Here is a 15,404-nt window from a genome sequence, read left to right as displayed (position 1 = left end):
GAGCTGGAGGGCATGACCAGGGTAGACGATCCGGCGACCACCTCACCGGAGCAGGCGCGCGCGGCGTTCCGCGCCGGGACCGTGGCGCCGACGTCGGGATGGGCTCCCGGCTTCACGCAGACCAACCTGATCGCCGTCCCGCGCGACTGGGCCTACGACGTGCTGCTGTTCTGCCAGCGCAACCCACGGCCGTGCCCGGTGCTCGACGTGACCGACCCGGGTGACACCTCGACGGTGCTCGCGCCGGGCGCCGACCTGAGCCGGGACCTGCCCCGGTACCGGGTGTGGCGGCACGGCGAGCTGGCCGAGGAGGTCGAGGACGTGAGCGGCCTGTGGCAGGAGAACCTGGTCGCGTTCTCGATCGGATGCAGCTTCACGTTCGAGGCCGGACTGCGTGCCGCCGGCGTCCCGCTGCGGCACCTGGAGCAGGGCCGCAACGTGCCGATGTACGTGACGAACCGGCGGTGCCGCCCGGCCGGGCGGCTGCACGGCCCGCTGGTCGTGTCGATGCGCCCGATCCCGGCCGGCCTGGTCGGCGAGGCCGTCGCGATCAGCGGGGCGATGCCGGCGGTGCACGGCGCACCGGTGCACGTCGGCGACCCCGGGGAGCTCGGGATCGCCGACCTGGGCCGCCCCGACTTCGGTGAACCGGTCGAGGCGGACCCCGGTGACGTACCGGTGTTCTGGGCGTGCGGGGTCACGCCGCAGGCGGCGCTGATGGCGTCGAAACCACCGTTCGCGATCACCCACTCGCCCGGCCACATGTTCATCACCGACCGCGCCGACAGCGAGTACCGCGTGCCGGTTCAGCGGAACGAGTAGCCGCCGTCCGGGTAGAGCGTCGAACCCGTGGTGAAGGTGGCGCCGAACAGGTAGAGCACCGCGTCGGCCACTTCGGACTCCAGGCCGACGCGGTGCAGCACGGTGTCCGACCGGTACTGCGCGAAGCTCGCCTCACGCACCTCGGCGGGCCGCTGCGACCACAGGTTCCCGTCGATCGTGCCGGGCGCGACGACGTTGACGCGCACCGGTGCCAGCTCCACCGCGAGCCCGCGGCCGAGCCCTTCGATCGCCGCGTTGCACGCGATGTACGCGGGTGCCGGCCCGGGCGGCCGGACGCTCGCCGCACCGGACATCAGCACCACCGACCCGTCCGGGGACAGCTTCGGGGCGGCGTGCTTCACGGCGTGGTACTGGCCCCAGAACTTCGTGACGAACGGGCTCGCCGCGTCCTCGTCGGACAGCTCGCGCATCGGCCCGGTGCGGTAGGAAGCGCCGGGGGTGAACAGGTGGTCCACGCGCGGCACGGCGCCGAAGAACTCGGCCAGCGAGTCCTGGTCGGTGTTGTCGACGACGTGCCACTGCGCACCGATCTTCTCGGCCGCGGCCGCCAGGGTCGACTCGGTTCGGCCCCCGAGGAACACGTGGGCGCCGGCGTCCGCCGCGCGGCGCGCCACCTCGAACCCGATCCCCGATCCGCCGCCGATGATCACCACGGTGCGCTCGGTCAGATTCATTGCAGTTCCTCCACGGGGGTGAATTCGTAGGGCAGGCCGAACGCGGCCGGTCCGAAGGTGGCCAGCGCCTCGGGGGTGCGCATCAGCTGCGGGGTGGAAATCCCGGCCACCACGATCCGCTGGCCGTAGCGCAGCGTCTCCGTGGTGATCGGCTCGCCCGACTCCGACTCCAGCACGCAGATCAGGTCCGGTACCAGGCAGCGCACCTCGCCGTCGACCAGTGCCAGCAGGTTCTCGTTCTGGAACAGCAGCTCCAGCTTGTGGTCACCGTCGAACGACGTCGCCTGCGCGCGGCCGCGCGCGAAGCCCGCCTCGGTCCGGCGTTCCACATCGGACACCTTGCCGCGGAAGAGGACGCGCAGGTGGCCGTACAGCGTCTCGCCCAGCGCCGTGCCCAGTTCCGCCACCGGGTCGAGGTTGCGTTCCCGCGCCTCCCGGATCGTGCGTCCCACGGTCAGCGCCAGCGACAACGTGCGCGGCACCGCGGTGCGCTTGACCTCGGCGCCGCTCATCGCGTACTCGGCGATGTGCGCCACCCCGCCGAGCCGGATCGTGATGCCGCGGGCCAGCCACTCCATCCGCCGGTTGTCGGTCCCGGTGTCGATCACCGTGGTCTCACCGCGCTCCCCGCCGATGGCCATCGGCGACCCGGGCACGCCGTAGACGCCGAACGTCTCCATCTGGAGTTCCGGGAACGCGCGGCCCATCCCGTCCGCGTCGACCACCGGCAGGCCCAGCCGCGCGCCGACGACCAGCGGGATCATCGAGTTGATCCCGCCGCACTCGATCGGCATGGTCGCGCTCGCCCGCCTGCCGAGGTGCTTCTCCAGCGTGCGCAGCGCCAGCACCGGTTCCGCGCCGCTGGGCAGCTTCTCGTGCACCACGGTCGGCGCGCCCATCTGCGCGGTCGGCACCACCAGGTCCTCGTCGCCGACCTCGGACGGGTCGAGGACGGTGACCGGCCCGTGCTCGCGGATCGCCTGCCGCACCAGCAGCCGCCCGACGTACGGGTCGCCGCCGCCTCCGGTGCCGAGCACGGCCGCACCGCGCGCGAGGTCTTCGAGGTGTTCCTCGGTCAGCGTCCAGCTCACGCGAACACCCCGACGGGGTCGATGTCGTAGCCGAAGTAGCGCGGCCCGGCCAGTTCGATCCCGCCCGGCGTGTGCCAGCGCGGGTCGGCGGGCGCGGCGATCACGGTGACGCGCTGGCCGTAGCGCAGGCCCTCGGTGGTGACGGCCTCCCCGGATTCGTGGTCCAGGCAGCAGATCAGGTCCGGCACCGACGCCTCCGGGACGCCGTCGCGTTCGGCCACCAGGTGCTCGTTCTGGAACTTCAGCACCATTTCGCTGCCCATGTCACCGTCCATTCCGGACAGCTTCGCCTCGCCGCGGGCGAACCCGGTCACCGTGCGCCGGGCGACGTCGACGACCTTGCCGCTGAACAGCGTCCGGCCGCCCAGCCGCTCGACCACGCTGGCGACCGGGTCGGCGTGCTCGGCCCGCGCCTGCCGAACCCGCGCGCCCAGCTCGGCGCACAGGGTCAGGGTGCCCGGCACCAGCGACTCGCGGGCTTGCGCGCCGGACATCGCGTAGTTGCTGATCATCGCCGAGCAGCCCATGTCGACCGTCGCGGAGCGGGCGAGCCGCTCGGCCCAGTGGTTGTCCACGGTGTCCAGGACGCCGCGGTTGCCCTTCTCGTCGGCGATGGACATCGGGGTCGCGCGGACGCCGTACAGCGTGGGCAGCACCATCTGCAGCTCGGGGAACGCGCGGCCCATCCCGTCGGCGTCCACCAGGGGCAGGCCCAGCTGCGCCGCCGCGACCACCGGGATGAGCGAGTTGACCCCGCCGGCCTCGGCGCACGCGATGTGCGTCAGTTCCTTGCCCAGGTAGGTGGCCAGGGTCCGGGCGGCGAGCCCGACCTGCTCGGCCGAGGGCAGCTTCTCCACCATCACGGTGGGCGCGCCCATCATCGCGACGGGCAGGACCACCGCGTCGTCGCCGATCTCGTCCAGCGGCACCAGCGGCACCGGGCCGTGGTCGCGCACCGCGGCGGAGGCCAGCAGCCGGCCGATGTAGGGGTCGCCCCCGCCGCCGGTGCCGAGGATGGCCGCGCCGCGCGCGATGTCGTCCAGGTGGTCGATCGTGATCTCGTGCATCGTCACGCTCCCAGCTGCAGGTCGCCGACGGCCTTGACCCGGATGCGGGTGGCGTTGCCGGGCAGGTAGGGGATGGGCACCTCGTCGAAGTCCACGATCCCGACCGAGGCCGGGCTGGCCCCGGCGGCGACCGCGCGGTCCACGGCCTCCTGCTTGGCCTCCTCGACCACCGCTTCGCGGCGCCCCGGCTCGATCGCGTACACCCGGTCGACCTCGCCGCCGATCTGCGCGATGGCGGCGCCGATCGCGTTGGCCACCGCGTAGTTCTCCGGCCGGTGCACCGTCCCGGCGTCTGCCAGCTCGTCCGGCAGCAACACCGAACCACCGCCCACCGCCACCACCGGCAGCGGCTCGGCCGAGGTGCGCATCCGCTCGACCACGTCGGCCACGTCCGCGGCGATCTTGTCCAGCGCGGCGCGCACCAGGTCACGATCGAGGTGGGCGACCAGGCTCGGGTCCCCGATCCCGGCGCGGCCCGCGGCCACCGCGATGTCGGTCGCGGTGAGCGTGTCACCGCCGAAGACCAGTGCCTTCGAGGTCAGCTCGTAGCCGACCGAGTCCGGGCCGACCGTGACGTCACCCGCGCCGCCGCGTACCCGGCTGCCACCGCCGATGCCGATGGACAGCACGTCCGGCATGCGGAAGTTGGTGCGGATCCCGGCGACACTGACGTCCGTGGTCGCCTCGCGGGGGAAGCCCTGCCGCAGCACGCCGACGTCGCTGGTGGTGCCGCCGACGTCGACCACCGCGCACGTGTCCAAACCGGACAACACGGCGGCGCCGCGCATCGAGTTGGTCGGACCGGAGGCGAAGGTCGCCACCGGGTAGCGGCGGGCGAAGTCGACGTCCATCAGCGTGCCGTCGTTCTGGCTCAGATACAGCGGAGCGGTGATGCCGGCGCCGGACACCGACGCCGCGAGGCCGTCCACGATGTGCGCGGCCAGCTCACGCAGCGCCGCGTTGATGACCGTCGCGTTCTCCCGCTCCAGCAGACCGATCCGCCCGATCTCGTGGGACAGCGAGATGGCCACGTCCGGCAGCTCGGCCGCGATGATCTCCGCCGCGCGGGCCTCGAACTCGGCGTTGACCGGGGAGAAGACCGAGGTGATCGCCACGCTGCGCACCCCGGCCTGCCCCATGTCCTCGGCCGCCTTGCGCAGCTCGCCCTCGTCGAGCTCGGCGATGTGGCGGCCGTCGAACTCGTGCCCGCCGTGCACCAGGTAGCTGCGCCCGGACACCGCGCCGACCAGCCGCTGCGGCCAGTCCACCATCGGCGGCAGCGACGCCCCGGCGGGCAGGCTGAGCCGCACCGCGGCGGTCGGCGCCAGGCGGTGCGCCTCCACCAGCGCGTTGATGAAGTGCGTGGTGCCGATCATCACGGCCTGCACCGCGGCCGGATCGAACGCCCGCTGCTGCTGCAGGCCGTTGATCGCGGCGACGATGCCGGAGGTGACGTCCTCGGTGGTGCTGGTCTTGATCGAGGCGAGCACCTTGCGCCCGTCGAGCAGGACCGCGTCGGTGTTGGTGCCGCCGACGTCGATGCCGATGCGCACGAGATTTCCTTTCCTGGATGTGTCAGTGAGCGGGGATGGGGTCGGCGTCGGCGGTGCGGCTGCGGCCGACACCGCGGATCAGCCCGAGCTTGCCGGCGACCACGTACAGCACGAACGCCACGACCAGCGAGTTGATGCTGGGCAGGCCCCAGTCGACGAACTCGCCGATGAGCGCGGCGGCGACCCAGACCACGATCGTGGCGGGCACCCACAGCGGTGCGTCCTCGGGCACGGTGCCGTTGGCGCGCGCCGCTTCCAGGTCGCCGCGCCACTTCTTGACCACGAAGTACTCGGCGACCATGATCCCGGCGATCGGCGGGAACGCGACGCCGAGCACGGTGAGGAAGTCGGTGAACTTGCTCAGGATCCCGGCCGCCGCGAGCACGCTGCCGGCCAGGCCGAGGAGTGCGGTGGCCAGGCCGCGGTGGGCCTTGCGCCCGGAGACGGTGCCGATGAAGTTCACGACCCCGAGCCCGGACGAGTACAGGTTCCAGTCGTTGATCTTGATGGTGCCGGCGATCACGATGAGCAGCCCGACCCAGCCGACCGACGACGTGACGATCGTGGTGATCTCGGCGGAGGACACCGCGTGGGCCAGCAGGACACCGGCCATGCCGATGACGTACTCGCCGAGCGTGACGCCGACGAGGGTCTGCTTGACCACGTCACCGGTGGTGCGGTTGAACCGGGTCATGTCCGGCGTGATCACCGCGCCCACGATGAACCCGCCGGCGACCAGGGTGGTGCCCTGCAGCAGGCTCAGCTGCGGCCCGGGCGGTGCCGACGCCACCAGTGCGCCGATGTCGTGCCTGGACAGCTCGGAGATGATCGACCAGCCGACCAGGATGAGGAACGCCGGCACGGTGAGGTAGGCCGTCCACGTCATCGAGTGGAAGCCGCGCACCACGATCGCGGTCACGGCCAGGCCGAACACCAGCGCCCAGCCCCATTCCGGCAGGCCGCCGATGAGCGAGACGAGACCCTGCGCCGACACGGCGGACTGGATGCCGAACCAGCCGATGAGGCTGATCCCGATCGCGAGCCCGATCAGCGCCGAGCCGCCGCGGCCGAAACCGGTCCAGCGGGCGATCATCGACGTGGACAGGCCCTCGCGCATGCCGATCACGCCGACCAGGATCGTGATCAGTTCGAGGATGACCGCGCCCAGCGTGAACGCGAGGAACGCCTGCCAGAACCCCATGCCGAAGCCGATGGTGGCGCCGAGCAGGAACTGGGACAGCGCGGAGACCTGACCGAACCGTTGGACCGCGACCGACCACCAGGCGTAGCGGGCGCTGTCCGGGACTCTGGTCAGGGCGTAGTCGTCGACACCGACTGACGAGGCCATGCGACCTCCTTTATCCGGAGAAGATGCGGTTCACAGCACCGTAAACAGCGCCAACGCCCCGGTCACTGTGCGAGGTGCACAGGTTCGCCCGCTCGCCTGTGCACCTCGGCCGGTCAGAGCTCGCGGACCGCGTCCAGAAGTCGGTCGACCTCGCCGGCCGTGGTGTACGGCGCGATTCCGGCGCGCACCGCACCCGCGTCACCCAGCCCCAGGTGGCGGGAGCATTCCAGGGCGTAGAAGCTGCTCGCGGGCGCGTTCACCCCGCGCGCGGCGAGCCGCTCGTACACCACCTGCGAGGGCACGCCCGCGACCGAGAACAGCACGGTCGGGGTGCGGTGCCTGCTGGGAGAGCCGTACCGGGTCACGCCCGGGATCTGCGCGAGCCCGGTGTCGAGCCGGTCGAGCAGGGCCTGTTCGTGCTTCTCCAGCTCGGTCAGCGACCGCAGCAGCCGCTCCCGGCGGGTGCCTTCGCCCGGGACGAGGTTCGCCAGGAACTCGATCGCGGCGGTGGTTCCGGCGAGCAGTTCATAGGGCAGGGTGCCCAGCTCGAACCGCTCGGGCACCGCGTTCGTCGACGGCGCCAGCTTGTCCGGGTGCAGGGTCGCCAGCAGCTCGGGCGCGGCGGCGACCAGGCCGAGGTGCGGGCCGCAAAACTTGTACGGGGAGCAGCCGTAGAAGTCCGCGCCGAGGGCGGTGACGTCCACCGGCGCGTGCGGGGTCAGGTGCACACCGTCGACGTAGAGCAGCGCGTCCGCCTCGTGCACCGCGGCGGCGATCGCCGGGATGTCCGGGCGGGTACCGAGCAGGTTCGACGCGGCGGTGACCGCGACCAGCCGCGTGCGGTCCGACAGCAGGCCGCGGACCGCCTCGACGGCGAGTTCACCGGACGCCGGGTCGAAGTCCGCCCACCGCACGGTCACCCCACGGCTCTGGGCGGCCTGGACCCACGGCCGGATGTTCGCGTCGTGGTCGAGGCGGGTCACCACCACCTCGTCGCCGGCCTGCCACGTCTTCGCCAGCGTGCGGGAGAAGTCGTAGGTCAGCTGCGTCATGCTGCGCCCGAACACGATGCCGCCCGGCTGGGCGCCGAGCAGGTCGGCGGCGGCCTGGCGCGCGTCGGCGACGATGCGGTCGGCGCGGCGTTCGGCGGCGGTGACCGAGCCGCGGTTGGCGATCGCCGCGCACAGGGTCGCCGCGACCGCTTCGCCGACCACATCGGGCACCTGGGATCCGCCCGGACCGTCGAAGTGCGCGGCGCCCTCGGCGAGCGCGGGGAAGTGTGCGCGGACGGTGGTCACGTCGTAGGTCACGTGGCCCAGCATGCCTCACGAAGCGGCGAAGGTGCGGCGGTAATCGTGCGGGGACACCCCGACCACCCGGCGGAAGTGGTGCCGCAGCAGGGCTCCCGTGCCGAACCCGCACTCGCGGGCGATCTCCTCGATGCCCAGCCGGCTGGTTTCCAGCAGGGTGCGGGCGTGCAGGACGCGCTGCGTGGTCAGCCATTTGACCGGTGTGGTGCCGGTCGCCGCCGCGAACCGGCGCGCGAAGGTGCGCTCGGACATCTGCGCGCGCCGGGCCAGCTCCGGGACGGTGTGCTCGTCGGCGAGGTGCTCGACCATCCACGACAGCACCGGTTCCAGGTTGTCCGCTGTGGACTCCGGGATCGGCAGGTCGATGAACTGGCGCTGGCCGCCGTCGCGCTGCGGCGGCACCACCATGCGGCGGGCGATCGCCGTGGCGGGCGCGGAGCCCAGTTCCCGGCGGACGAGGTGCAGGCAGGCGTCGATGCCCGCGGCGGTGCCGGCGCTGGTGATGATGTCGCCGTCGTCGACGAACAGCACGTCCGGGTCGAGGTAGGCCTCGGGGAAGCGTTGCTTGAAGTCGTCGATGTGTTTCCAGTGCGTCGTGCACGGCCGGCCGTTGAGCAGGCCGGTGGCGCCGAGCAGGAACGCGCCGCTGCACACGGTCAGGATGGTGGCGCCGTTCGCGTGCGCCTTCCGGATCGCGTCGAGCACCGCCTCCGGGTACTCGTCGCGGACGGTGGCCGCCGGGATCGTGACCAGGTCGGCGCCGTCGAGCGCGTCCAGGCCGTGTTCGGGGACCAGCTGAACGCCGACGCTGGCCTGGATCGGCTCACCGGCGCGTTCGCCGCACACGCGGAACTCGATGGGCGGGACGCCGTCCTCGGTCCGGTCGAGGCCGAACACCTCGCAGACGACGCCGAACTCGAACACGGCGGAGCGGTCCACCAGCACACTGGCCACGGTGCGGAGCATGCCTCAGCATAGCTGACAACTGGCGGGATTTTGACGAACATGGTCGGTTCTGCCACTTCTGGCAGTTTTTCCAGGAGCGAATAATTTCTGCCATGATCGCACTGCTGACAGTCCTCCTGCTCGTCGCCCTCGTCGTGAGCAGCCTCAACCACAACCACCGCCGCCAGGGGTCACCGCGGATGTCGGGCAGCTTCGACGTCGCGGACCGGGACGCGCCACGGATCGACGGCGAGGTCACCGCCCGCCGCGGCGACGTCCCGCCCGTGCCGCAACCGCTGAGCGGTCCGCGCCTCCACCACAGGTAGCCGGCCCTGTCCTCGTCACCGCGGGATTGGCGAGCGCCGGCCAGCGCTGTCCTGTTCTTCCCCGATCGGGCGAACCCGACGACGGTCGGCCGGTGTCGAGAGCGGGCATCCGTCATCGATCGTGGTCCCCCCGCTCACGTGTGAAGTCCGCGCGGCCGGGTCACCATGTGGAGGACACGGGCCGCGACGACGGGAGGACACCGATGGCCACCATGCTGGCCGGCCGGCTGGAGATCGGTTCGCGCACGTTCGGCGTGACGGAGGTGCCGGTACCCGAACCCGGCCCCGGACAGGTGCGGATCAAGGTCCGTGCGGCCGGGGTGTGCCTGTCGGACGTGCACCTGATCGACGGCAGCCTCACCCCGCTCTTCCTCGACGCTCCCGCGGTGACCCTCGGCCACGAGGTGGCGGGCGAGATCGACGCGATCGGGCCGGACGTGCCGGGCCGGTGGCAGGAGGGGCAGCGCGTGGCGCTCGAGGCGGGTGAGCGGTGCGGCCAGTGCCCGAACTGCGTCCGGTTCCGCGACCCCTGCCTCCAGGTGCGGACACGGGGCGTGGACTACGACGGCGGGTGGGCCGAATACGCCCTGGCGAGCCAGCACACCCTGATCCCGATCCCGGACGACCTGCCGTTCGTGCAGGCGGCGATCGTGCCGGACGCGGTGTCCACGCCGTGGGGCGCGATCACCGGCACCGGGCAGGCCCAGCCCGCGCGGCCGGCGGGCGTCTGGGGCGCGGGCGGCCTCGGTGCGCACGCGGTTCAGCTGCTCCGGCTGGTCGGCGCGGCGCCGATCGTGGCGGTCGATCCGCTGGAGGCGGCGCGGAAGCGGGCGCTGGAGTTCGGTGCCGACCTGGTCCTGGATCCGGAGGAGCCGACCCTGCGTGAGCAGATCCTCGCCGTCACCGGGGGAGCCGGGCTGGACGTGGCCTTCGACATGGCCGGGGTGCCGTCCGTGCGCGAGCAGGCGGTGAGCTGCCTGGGTCTCGGCGGGCGTCTCGTGCTCGTCGGGCTGACCCCGAAACCGCTGACCGTCACCGACGGCATCGGGTTCAGCTACCGCGGGCAGCGCCTGCTCGGCCACTACGGGTCGCCGCCCGGCGCGGTGGAGCAGCTCATCGAGCTGGCCCGCTACCACCGCGTCGAATGGAGCCGCTCGATCAGTGGCACGTTCCCGCTCGCCGAGGCCGTGACGGCGGTGGAACACCTGGAACGGAAGGAGGGCAACCCGATCCGCCTGGTCCTGGTGCCCTGAGCCGCCGGGCGGCGCGTGTCCGGGGGACGCCGGCTGCCGCTCCGAGCCGCCGTGCACGGCGGGTGGTGCTGGGGCACGCTGGGGGCATGGCCGAGGACAGGGTGACGGTGCAGGTCGACGGGCGCCGGCTGGCGTTGTCCAATCTGGACAAGGTCCTCTATCCGGAGGCCGGTTTCACGAAGGGTCAGGTGATCGACTACTACGCGCGGATCGCTCCGGTGATCCTGCCGCACCTGCGGGACCGCGCGCTGACCTTCCGCCGCTGGCCCAACGGTGTCCAGGCGAACCCGTTCTACGAAAAGGACGCCGGACGGCACGCGCCCAGCTGGGTGCGCACCGCGAAGATCGCCGGCGGCGGCCGCGGGCAGAGTTCGGACGTCAACGCCTACCCCCTCGTCAATGATGTGCCGACGTTGATCTGGGCGGCGAACCTCGCCGCGCTGGAGCTGCACGTGCCGCAGTGGACGGTGGGCCCGCGGGGCGCGCGCCGCAACCCGGACCTGCTGGTGTTCGATCTCGACCCGGGGGAGCCGGCGACGATCGTCGAGTGCTGCCGGGTCGCCGAGCGGCTGCGTGACCTGCTGGCCGCCGACGGGTTGCGGCTGTACCCGAAGACCAGCGGGTCGAAGGGCATGCAGCTGTACGCGGCGGTGCGCACCGCGACGCCGGAGGACACGTCGGCCTACGCGAGGGAAGCGGCGAGGAAACTCGCCGCCGAGACCCCGGACACGGTCACCGCCGCGATGACGAGGAGCCTGCGACCGGGAAAGGTGTTCATCGACTGGAGCCAGAACAACCCGCACAAGACGACGGTCGCGCCGTACTCGCTGCGCGGCCGCGCGGAGCCGACGGTCTCGACACCGCTCACCTGGGACGAGGTCGAGGCCTGTCGCCGGCCCGCCCAGCTCACGTTCCGCAGCGACGACGTCCTGGACCGCACCGCGGAACTGGGCGACCTGTTCGCCACCCTCCACGACGACCCGGTCCAGCTGCCCCGCGCCCGCTGACCCGCTCTCCCGGCGCCGGCCGTCGAGATGCTCCCGGCCGCAGGGCGCCGGGACACCACCGGCGGCCCCGACCTGGCCGAACAGTAACGTGAGCCGCATGAGCCCACGGTGGTACGAAGAGGGGGAGGAGCCCGACTACCGGTTCACGCTGGCCAACGAGCGCACGTTCCTCGCCTGGTTGCGGACCGCGCTCGCGCTCGTCGCCGGGTCCGTGGCGCTCATGCAGTTCGTACCGCAGTTCTCCGTCGCCGGGCTGCGGGCCGCCCTCGCCGCGCTGCTCGCCGTCACGGGCACCCTCCTCGCCGGGTTCGGCTACCGCCGCTGGGCGCGGGTGCAGCGGGCGATGCGGCACAAGCGGCCCCTGCCGATGACGTGGCTGCCGTTCATCGTCGGATGGGCGGCGGCGGCCACCGGGGCCGTCGTCCTCGTGGTCGTGCTGGCCAGCGTGCGATGAGCGATCCGGGGCTCCAGCCGGAGCGCACCGAGCTGGCCTGGCAGCGCACCGCGCTCGCCGCCGCCGTGGCGGCCGTGCTGCTGCTGCGCAGCGGGCTCACCCGGGGCGCTCCACTCGACTTCGCCGCCGCCGGGTGCGCAGCCGTCGTCGTGGTGCTGTGGTTCGTCGCCGTGCGGCGCCCACCCCGGACCGGCAGTTCCCGGCGCGTTCTCGCCGCGGCCTCGATCGCCGTCGCGGCCGCGGGCGTGCTCACCGCCCTGCAGGTCGTGCTGCTGCCCTGACCGCCTCGCACAGCAGCCGGCGGGCTGTTCCCCGCTCACCGGTGCCGCATTCGTCCCGGTCACCCGGCCCGCGTCCGGAAATCCCGCTCCGAAATGGTCTTCCGGCCCTAGGCCCGCCCGTGCGGGGGTTCCTAGCATCGGGTCCAGACGTTCAACGGCGAACGAGGAATCGAGGCGGCAGAAGTCATGGCGGGCAACAAGGCGGTCACCTACATGGGGCCGGGCAAGGTCGAGGTCGAGACGATCGACTACCCGACCTTCTCGCTCAAGGACGGCCCGGGCGTGCACCAGGCCAACGTGGGACGCGAGGTCAACCACGGCGTCATCCTGAAGAGTGTCGCGACGAACATCTGCGGCAGCGACCAGCACATGGTCCGCGGCCGCACCACCGCACCGGAAGGGCTCGTGCTGGGGCACGAGATCACCGGGGAGGTGGTCGAGACGGGCCGGGACGTGGAGTTCATCAAGGAGGGCGACCTGGTTTCGGTGCCGTTCAACATCGCCTGCGGGCGGTGCCGGAACTGCAAGGAGGGCAAGACCGGCATCTGCCTGAACGTCAACCCGGACCGGCCGGGGTCGGCGTACGGCTACGTGGACATGGGTGGCTGGGTCGGCGGCCAGGCGGAGTACGTGATGGTGCCCTACGCCGACTGGAACCTGCTGAAGTTCCCGGACCGCGACCAGGCGATGGAGAAGATCCTCGACCTGACCATGCTGTCCGACATCTTCCCGACCGGGTTCCACGGCTGTGTCACGTCGGGCGTGGGTGTCGGGTCGACGGTGTACATCGCGGGCGCGGGGCCGGTCGGTCTCGCGGCGGCGGCGTCCGCGCAGCTGCTCGGTGCGGCCGTGGTCATCGTCGGCGACCTCAACGAGGAGCGGCTGGCGCAGGCCCGCAGCTTCGGTTGCGAAACGGTGGACGTGTCCCAGGGTGACCCGAAGGACCAGATCGAGCAGATCCTCGGCGTACCCGAGGTGGACTGCGGGGTCGACGCCGTCGGGTTCGAGGCACGCGGGCACGGCAAGGAGGCGGCGACCGAGCACCCGGCCACGGTGCTGAACTCGTTGATGGACATCACCCGCGCCGGCGGTGCCCTGGGCATCCCGGGCCTGTACGTGACGGGCGACCCGGGCGCGTCCGAGGAGGCGGCGCGCCAGGGCTCGCTGTCCATCCGGATCGGCCTGGGCTGGGCGAAGTCGCACGCGTTCACCACCGGGCAGTGCCCGGTGATGCGGTACCACCGGCGGCTGATGATGGCGATCCTGCACGACCGGGTGCACATCGCCAAGGCGGTCAACGCGACGCCGATCCCGCTGGCCGAGGCTCCGCGCGGGTACCAGGAGTTCGACAAGGGTGCGGCGCGCAAGTACGTGCTCGACCCGCACGGGATGCTGGTCAACGCCTGAGCGGAAGTGGTGCCGGGGGCCGGCCGGTCCCCGGCACAGCCGGTCAGGCGGGCACCGTGGCCGGGGAGTCCCACTCGATGTGGTGCTCGAACTGCCACGCGAACTTCTCCGGCTTGGCGAACCGCATCGCGACCGGCATCAGCAGGTCGCGCAGGACGCGCGCGACCGGCCCGGCCGCCTTGTCGCTGTTGGTGCGGGCGGCGAGGGCGATGATCCGTTCGACACGCGACCGCCGCGCCCGCTCGTATGCGGCGAACGCTGTGCCGTGCGGCAGATCGCGCAGGCAGCGGGCGAGTTCGACAGCGCTTTCGATCGCCAGTGACGCGCCCTGGCCCGAGCTGGGTGACGTGGGATGCGCGGCGTCGCCGATCAGGACCATCCGGCCCCGGCTCCACACCGGCACCCGGGGAATGTCCTCCAGCGCACCGGTGATCACGAGGTCGGCCGGGTCGGTGAGGTCGATGAGCCGCGTCGCCGGCGTGCGGTCGGCGGCGAAGGCGTCACGCAGGACGCGCAGCCAGTCCTCCGCGCGGATCTCGGCGGCCTCGGCGCGGCTCATCGGGGTGCGCCGCGGCAGGTTCGCGAACCAGCCGCCGGACGAGTCGGCCTCGATCTGGTAGCCGAAGAAGGCCCGCTTGCCGAACACCAGGTGCATCCGCCCGCCGGTGCCCGGCAGCCCGCTCGCGGTCGTGCGCGCACCGAAGCCGAGCAGACCGGTGTAGCGCGGTCCGGGCGCCGCGGGGTCGATCAGGCCGCGGACGGTGGAGCGGATTCCGTCGGCGCCGACCAGGATGTCCGCGGTGGCGGTGGTCCCGTCCGCGAAGCGGGCGCGGACGGCGTCGCCGAGGTCCTCGGCGCCGGCGAGCCGTTTGCCGTGTGCGAAGGTCACACCGGCGCGGACGGCTTCGTCGTACAGCGCCCGGTACAGCTCGTCGCGCCAGACGAACTGCATCGCCGGCAGGTGCGCCGGGCTGCCGAACTCGCCCAGGCGCTTGCCGGTCCAGCTCTGCATGACCATGCCCGCGATCGGGGTGCCGATCCGCTCCACGGCCGCATGCGCGCCGACCACCGCCAGCGCATCCAGGCCGTTGGGCGCGATGCTCAGCCCGCCACCGACCCCGTCGGCGGTACCCGGGTACGCCTCGTACACGACGGCCTCGATGCCGGCCCGCCGCAACGCCATCGCGGCCACCGGTCCGGCGATGCCGCCGCCGGCGACCACTGCGGTTCTGGTCATGGGTTTCCCCTCTCTTCGTGGAACTTCGCCCACGTGTCCCGCCAGTCGCCGATCCGGTCGAGGAACCGGTCGACGAACGCGATCTCCGCGTCCAGCACCGCCAGCCGGTAGTCCTCCTCGACCAGGAACAGCGGGTGCACGCCATCGGCCGTCGCCGACTCGATCAGTTGGGTGATCCCGGCGCGTTGCTCGCCGAGGTGGCGCTTGCGGTTGCGCAGCAGCGTCACCACGTCGTCGGGCGGCAACGCCCCGATCAGCGACAGCGCGGCGACGAAGTGCGGGTACTCGTGCCGGGGTTCTTCGACCAGTTCCCGCAGCCAGTCCCGCAGTTCCGCGCGGCCTTCCGGGGTGAGGGCGTAGGTGGTGCGCTCGGGCCGGAGGCCCTCACGCCGGGTTTCGTGCGCGGCGATGAAGCCGGCCTTGGCGAGCTGCTGCACGACCATGTAGAGCGAGCCGTGCGTGAACTTGATGCTGCGGGCGTCGCCGTTGGTGCGCAGGGTGCGGCTGAGCTCGTACGGATGCATCGGTTCGCGGGTGAGGTAGGCCAGCACGGCCAGTGCCAGCAGGTTCCCCACCGGTCGCTTCTTCGCCATGACTCGACTATCCAG

At 72.2% G+C, this 15,404-nt stretch carries 16 protein-coding genes; 7 read left to right on the top strand and 9 right to left on the bottom strand.

The window, feature by feature from the left end:
- Positions 1-12: 12 nt before the first annotated feature.
- Entirely contained in the window at positions 13-822 is an 810-nt protein-coding gene (locus FHX45_RS10105) for a putative hydro-lyase (RefSeq protein WP_167099193.1), read from the top strand.
- Here the strand turns inward: FHX45_RS10105 and FHX45_RS10100 are convergent.
- From FHX45_RS10100 to FHX45_RS10070, 7 genes are all read right to left on the bottom strand, one after another.
- Positions 807-1,517: an SDR family oxidoreductase gene (locus FHX45_RS10100; protein WP_167099190.1), complete on the bottom strand. Its 711-nt coding sequence runs from the start codon at positions 1,515-1,517 to the stop codon at positions 807-809. The genes FHX45_RS10105 and FHX45_RS10100 overlap by 16 nt on opposite strands.
- Entirely contained in the window at positions 1,514-2,608 is a 1,095-nt protein-coding gene (locus FHX45_RS10095) for an S-methyl thiohydantoin desulfurase domain-containing protein (protein ID WP_167099187.1), read from the bottom strand. The genes FHX45_RS10100 and FHX45_RS10095 overlap by 4 nt, the downstream gene beginning before the upstream one ends.
- The gene (locus tag FHX45_RS10090; protein ID WP_167099184.1) at positions 2,605-3,681 is read right to left on the bottom strand and encodes a DUF917 domain-containing protein; all 1,077 of its coding nucleotides are present in this window, start codon (positions 3,679-3,681) and stop codon (positions 2,605-2,607) included. The genes FHX45_RS10095 and FHX45_RS10090 overlap by 4 nt, the downstream gene beginning before the upstream one ends.
- Entirely contained in the window at positions 3,678-5,228 is a 1,551-nt protein-coding gene (locus FHX45_RS28590; RefSeq protein WP_167099181.1) for a hydantoinase/oxoprolinase N-terminal domain-containing protein, read from the bottom strand. The genes FHX45_RS10090 and FHX45_RS28590 overlap by 4 nt, the downstream gene beginning before the upstream one ends.
- 22 nt (positions 5,229-5,250) lie before the next feature.
- The gene (locus FHX45_RS10080; protein ID WP_167099178.1) at positions 5,251-6,576 is read right to left on the bottom strand and encodes a purine-cytosine permease family protein; all 1,326 of its coding nucleotides are present in this window, start codon (positions 6,574-6,576) and stop codon (positions 5,251-5,253) included.
- A 113-nt stretch (positions 6,577-6,689) separates the two neighbouring features.
- Positions 6,690-7,886 (bottom strand): cysteine desulfurase-like protein, encoded by a 1,197-nt coding sequence (locus FHX45_RS10075; protein ID WP_167099175.1) that lies wholly within the window; start codon positions 7,884-7,886, stop codon positions 6,690-6,692.
- Positions 7,887-7,901: 15 nt separating this feature from the next.
- Positions 7,902-8,852 carry a helix-turn-helix domain-containing protein gene (locus tag FHX45_RS10070; protein WP_167099172.1) on the bottom strand — a complete coding sequence of 317 codons (951 nt, stop codon included), beginning with the start codon at positions 8,850-8,852 and terminating at the stop codon, positions 7,902-7,904.
- A gap of 92 nt (positions 8,853-8,944) precedes the next feature.
- On the opposite strand from FHX45_RS10070, the gene FHX45_RS10065 reads away from it, so the two are divergent.
- The 6 genes from FHX45_RS10065 to fdhA all read left to right on the top strand — a co-directional run bounded on the left by FHX45_RS10065 (position 8,945) and on the right by fdhA (position 13,559).
- The gene (locus FHX45_RS10065) at positions 8,945-9,157 is read left to right on the top strand and encodes a hypothetical protein (protein ID WP_167099169.1); all 213 of its coding nucleotides are present in this window, start codon (positions 8,945-8,947) and stop codon (positions 9,155-9,157) included.
- Between the two features lie 203 nt (positions 9,158-9,360).
- On the top strand, positions 9,361-10,410 hold the full coding sequence (locus FHX45_RS10060) for a zinc-binding dehydrogenase (protein WP_167099166.1): 1,050 nt from the start codon (positions 9,361-9,363) through the stop codon (positions 10,408-10,410).
- Between the two features lie 86 nt (positions 10,411-10,496).
- Complete coding sequence (gene ligD, locus FHX45_RS10055) at positions 10,497-11,417, top strand: non-homologous end-joining DNA ligase (RefSeq protein ID WP_167099163.1); 921 nt, start codon at positions 10,497-10,499, stop codon at positions 11,415-11,417.
- Positions 11,418-11,514: 97 nt separating this feature from the next.
- Positions 11,515-11,871 carry a YidH family protein gene (locus FHX45_RS10050; protein WP_167099160.1) on the top strand — a complete coding sequence of 119 codons (357 nt, stop codon included), beginning with the start codon at positions 11,515-11,517 and terminating at the stop codon, positions 11,869-11,871.
- Positions 11,868-12,152, top strand: coding sequence for a DUF202 domain-containing protein (locus FHX45_RS10045; RefSeq protein WP_167099157.1), 285 nt, complete (start codon positions 11,868-11,870; stop codon positions 12,150-12,152). The genes FHX45_RS10050 and FHX45_RS10045 overlap by 4 nt, the downstream gene beginning before the upstream one ends.
- A gap of 186 nt (positions 12,153-12,338) precedes the next feature.
- Positions 12,339-13,559, top strand: a complete 1,221-nt coding sequence (fdhA, locus tag FHX45_RS10040) for a formaldehyde dehydrogenase, glutathione-independent (RefSeq protein WP_167099154.1) — start codon at positions 12,339-12,341, stop codon at positions 13,557-13,559.
- Positions 13,560-13,602: 43 nt separating this feature from the next.
- Here fdhA and FHX45_RS10035 read toward each other — a convergent pair whose 3' ends face one another.
- Both FHX45_RS10035 and FHX45_RS10030 read right to left on the bottom strand, forming a co-directional pair.
- Positions 13,603-14,796 carry an FAD-dependent oxidoreductase gene (locus tag FHX45_RS10035; RefSeq protein WP_167099151.1) on the bottom strand — a complete coding sequence of 398 codons (1,194 nt, stop codon included), beginning with the start codon at positions 14,794-14,796 and terminating at the stop codon, positions 13,603-13,605.
- Positions 14,793-15,389: a PadR family transcriptional regulator gene (locus tag FHX45_RS10030; protein ID WP_167099148.1), complete on the bottom strand. Its 597-nt coding sequence runs from the start codon at positions 15,387-15,389 to the stop codon at positions 14,793-14,795. Before FHX45_RS10030 ends, FHX45_RS10035 begins: the two co-directional genes overlap by 4 nt.
- Positions 15,390-15,404: the final 15 nt, after the last annotated feature.

Source organism: Amycolatopsis granulosa (genome assembly GCF_011758745.1).
Taxonomy (GTDB): Bacteria; Actinomycetota; Actinomycetes; order Mycobacteriales; family Pseudonocardiaceae; genus Amycolatopsis_E; species Amycolatopsis_E granulosa.
This window is presented reverse-complemented; position numbering and strand designations above follow the sequence as displayed.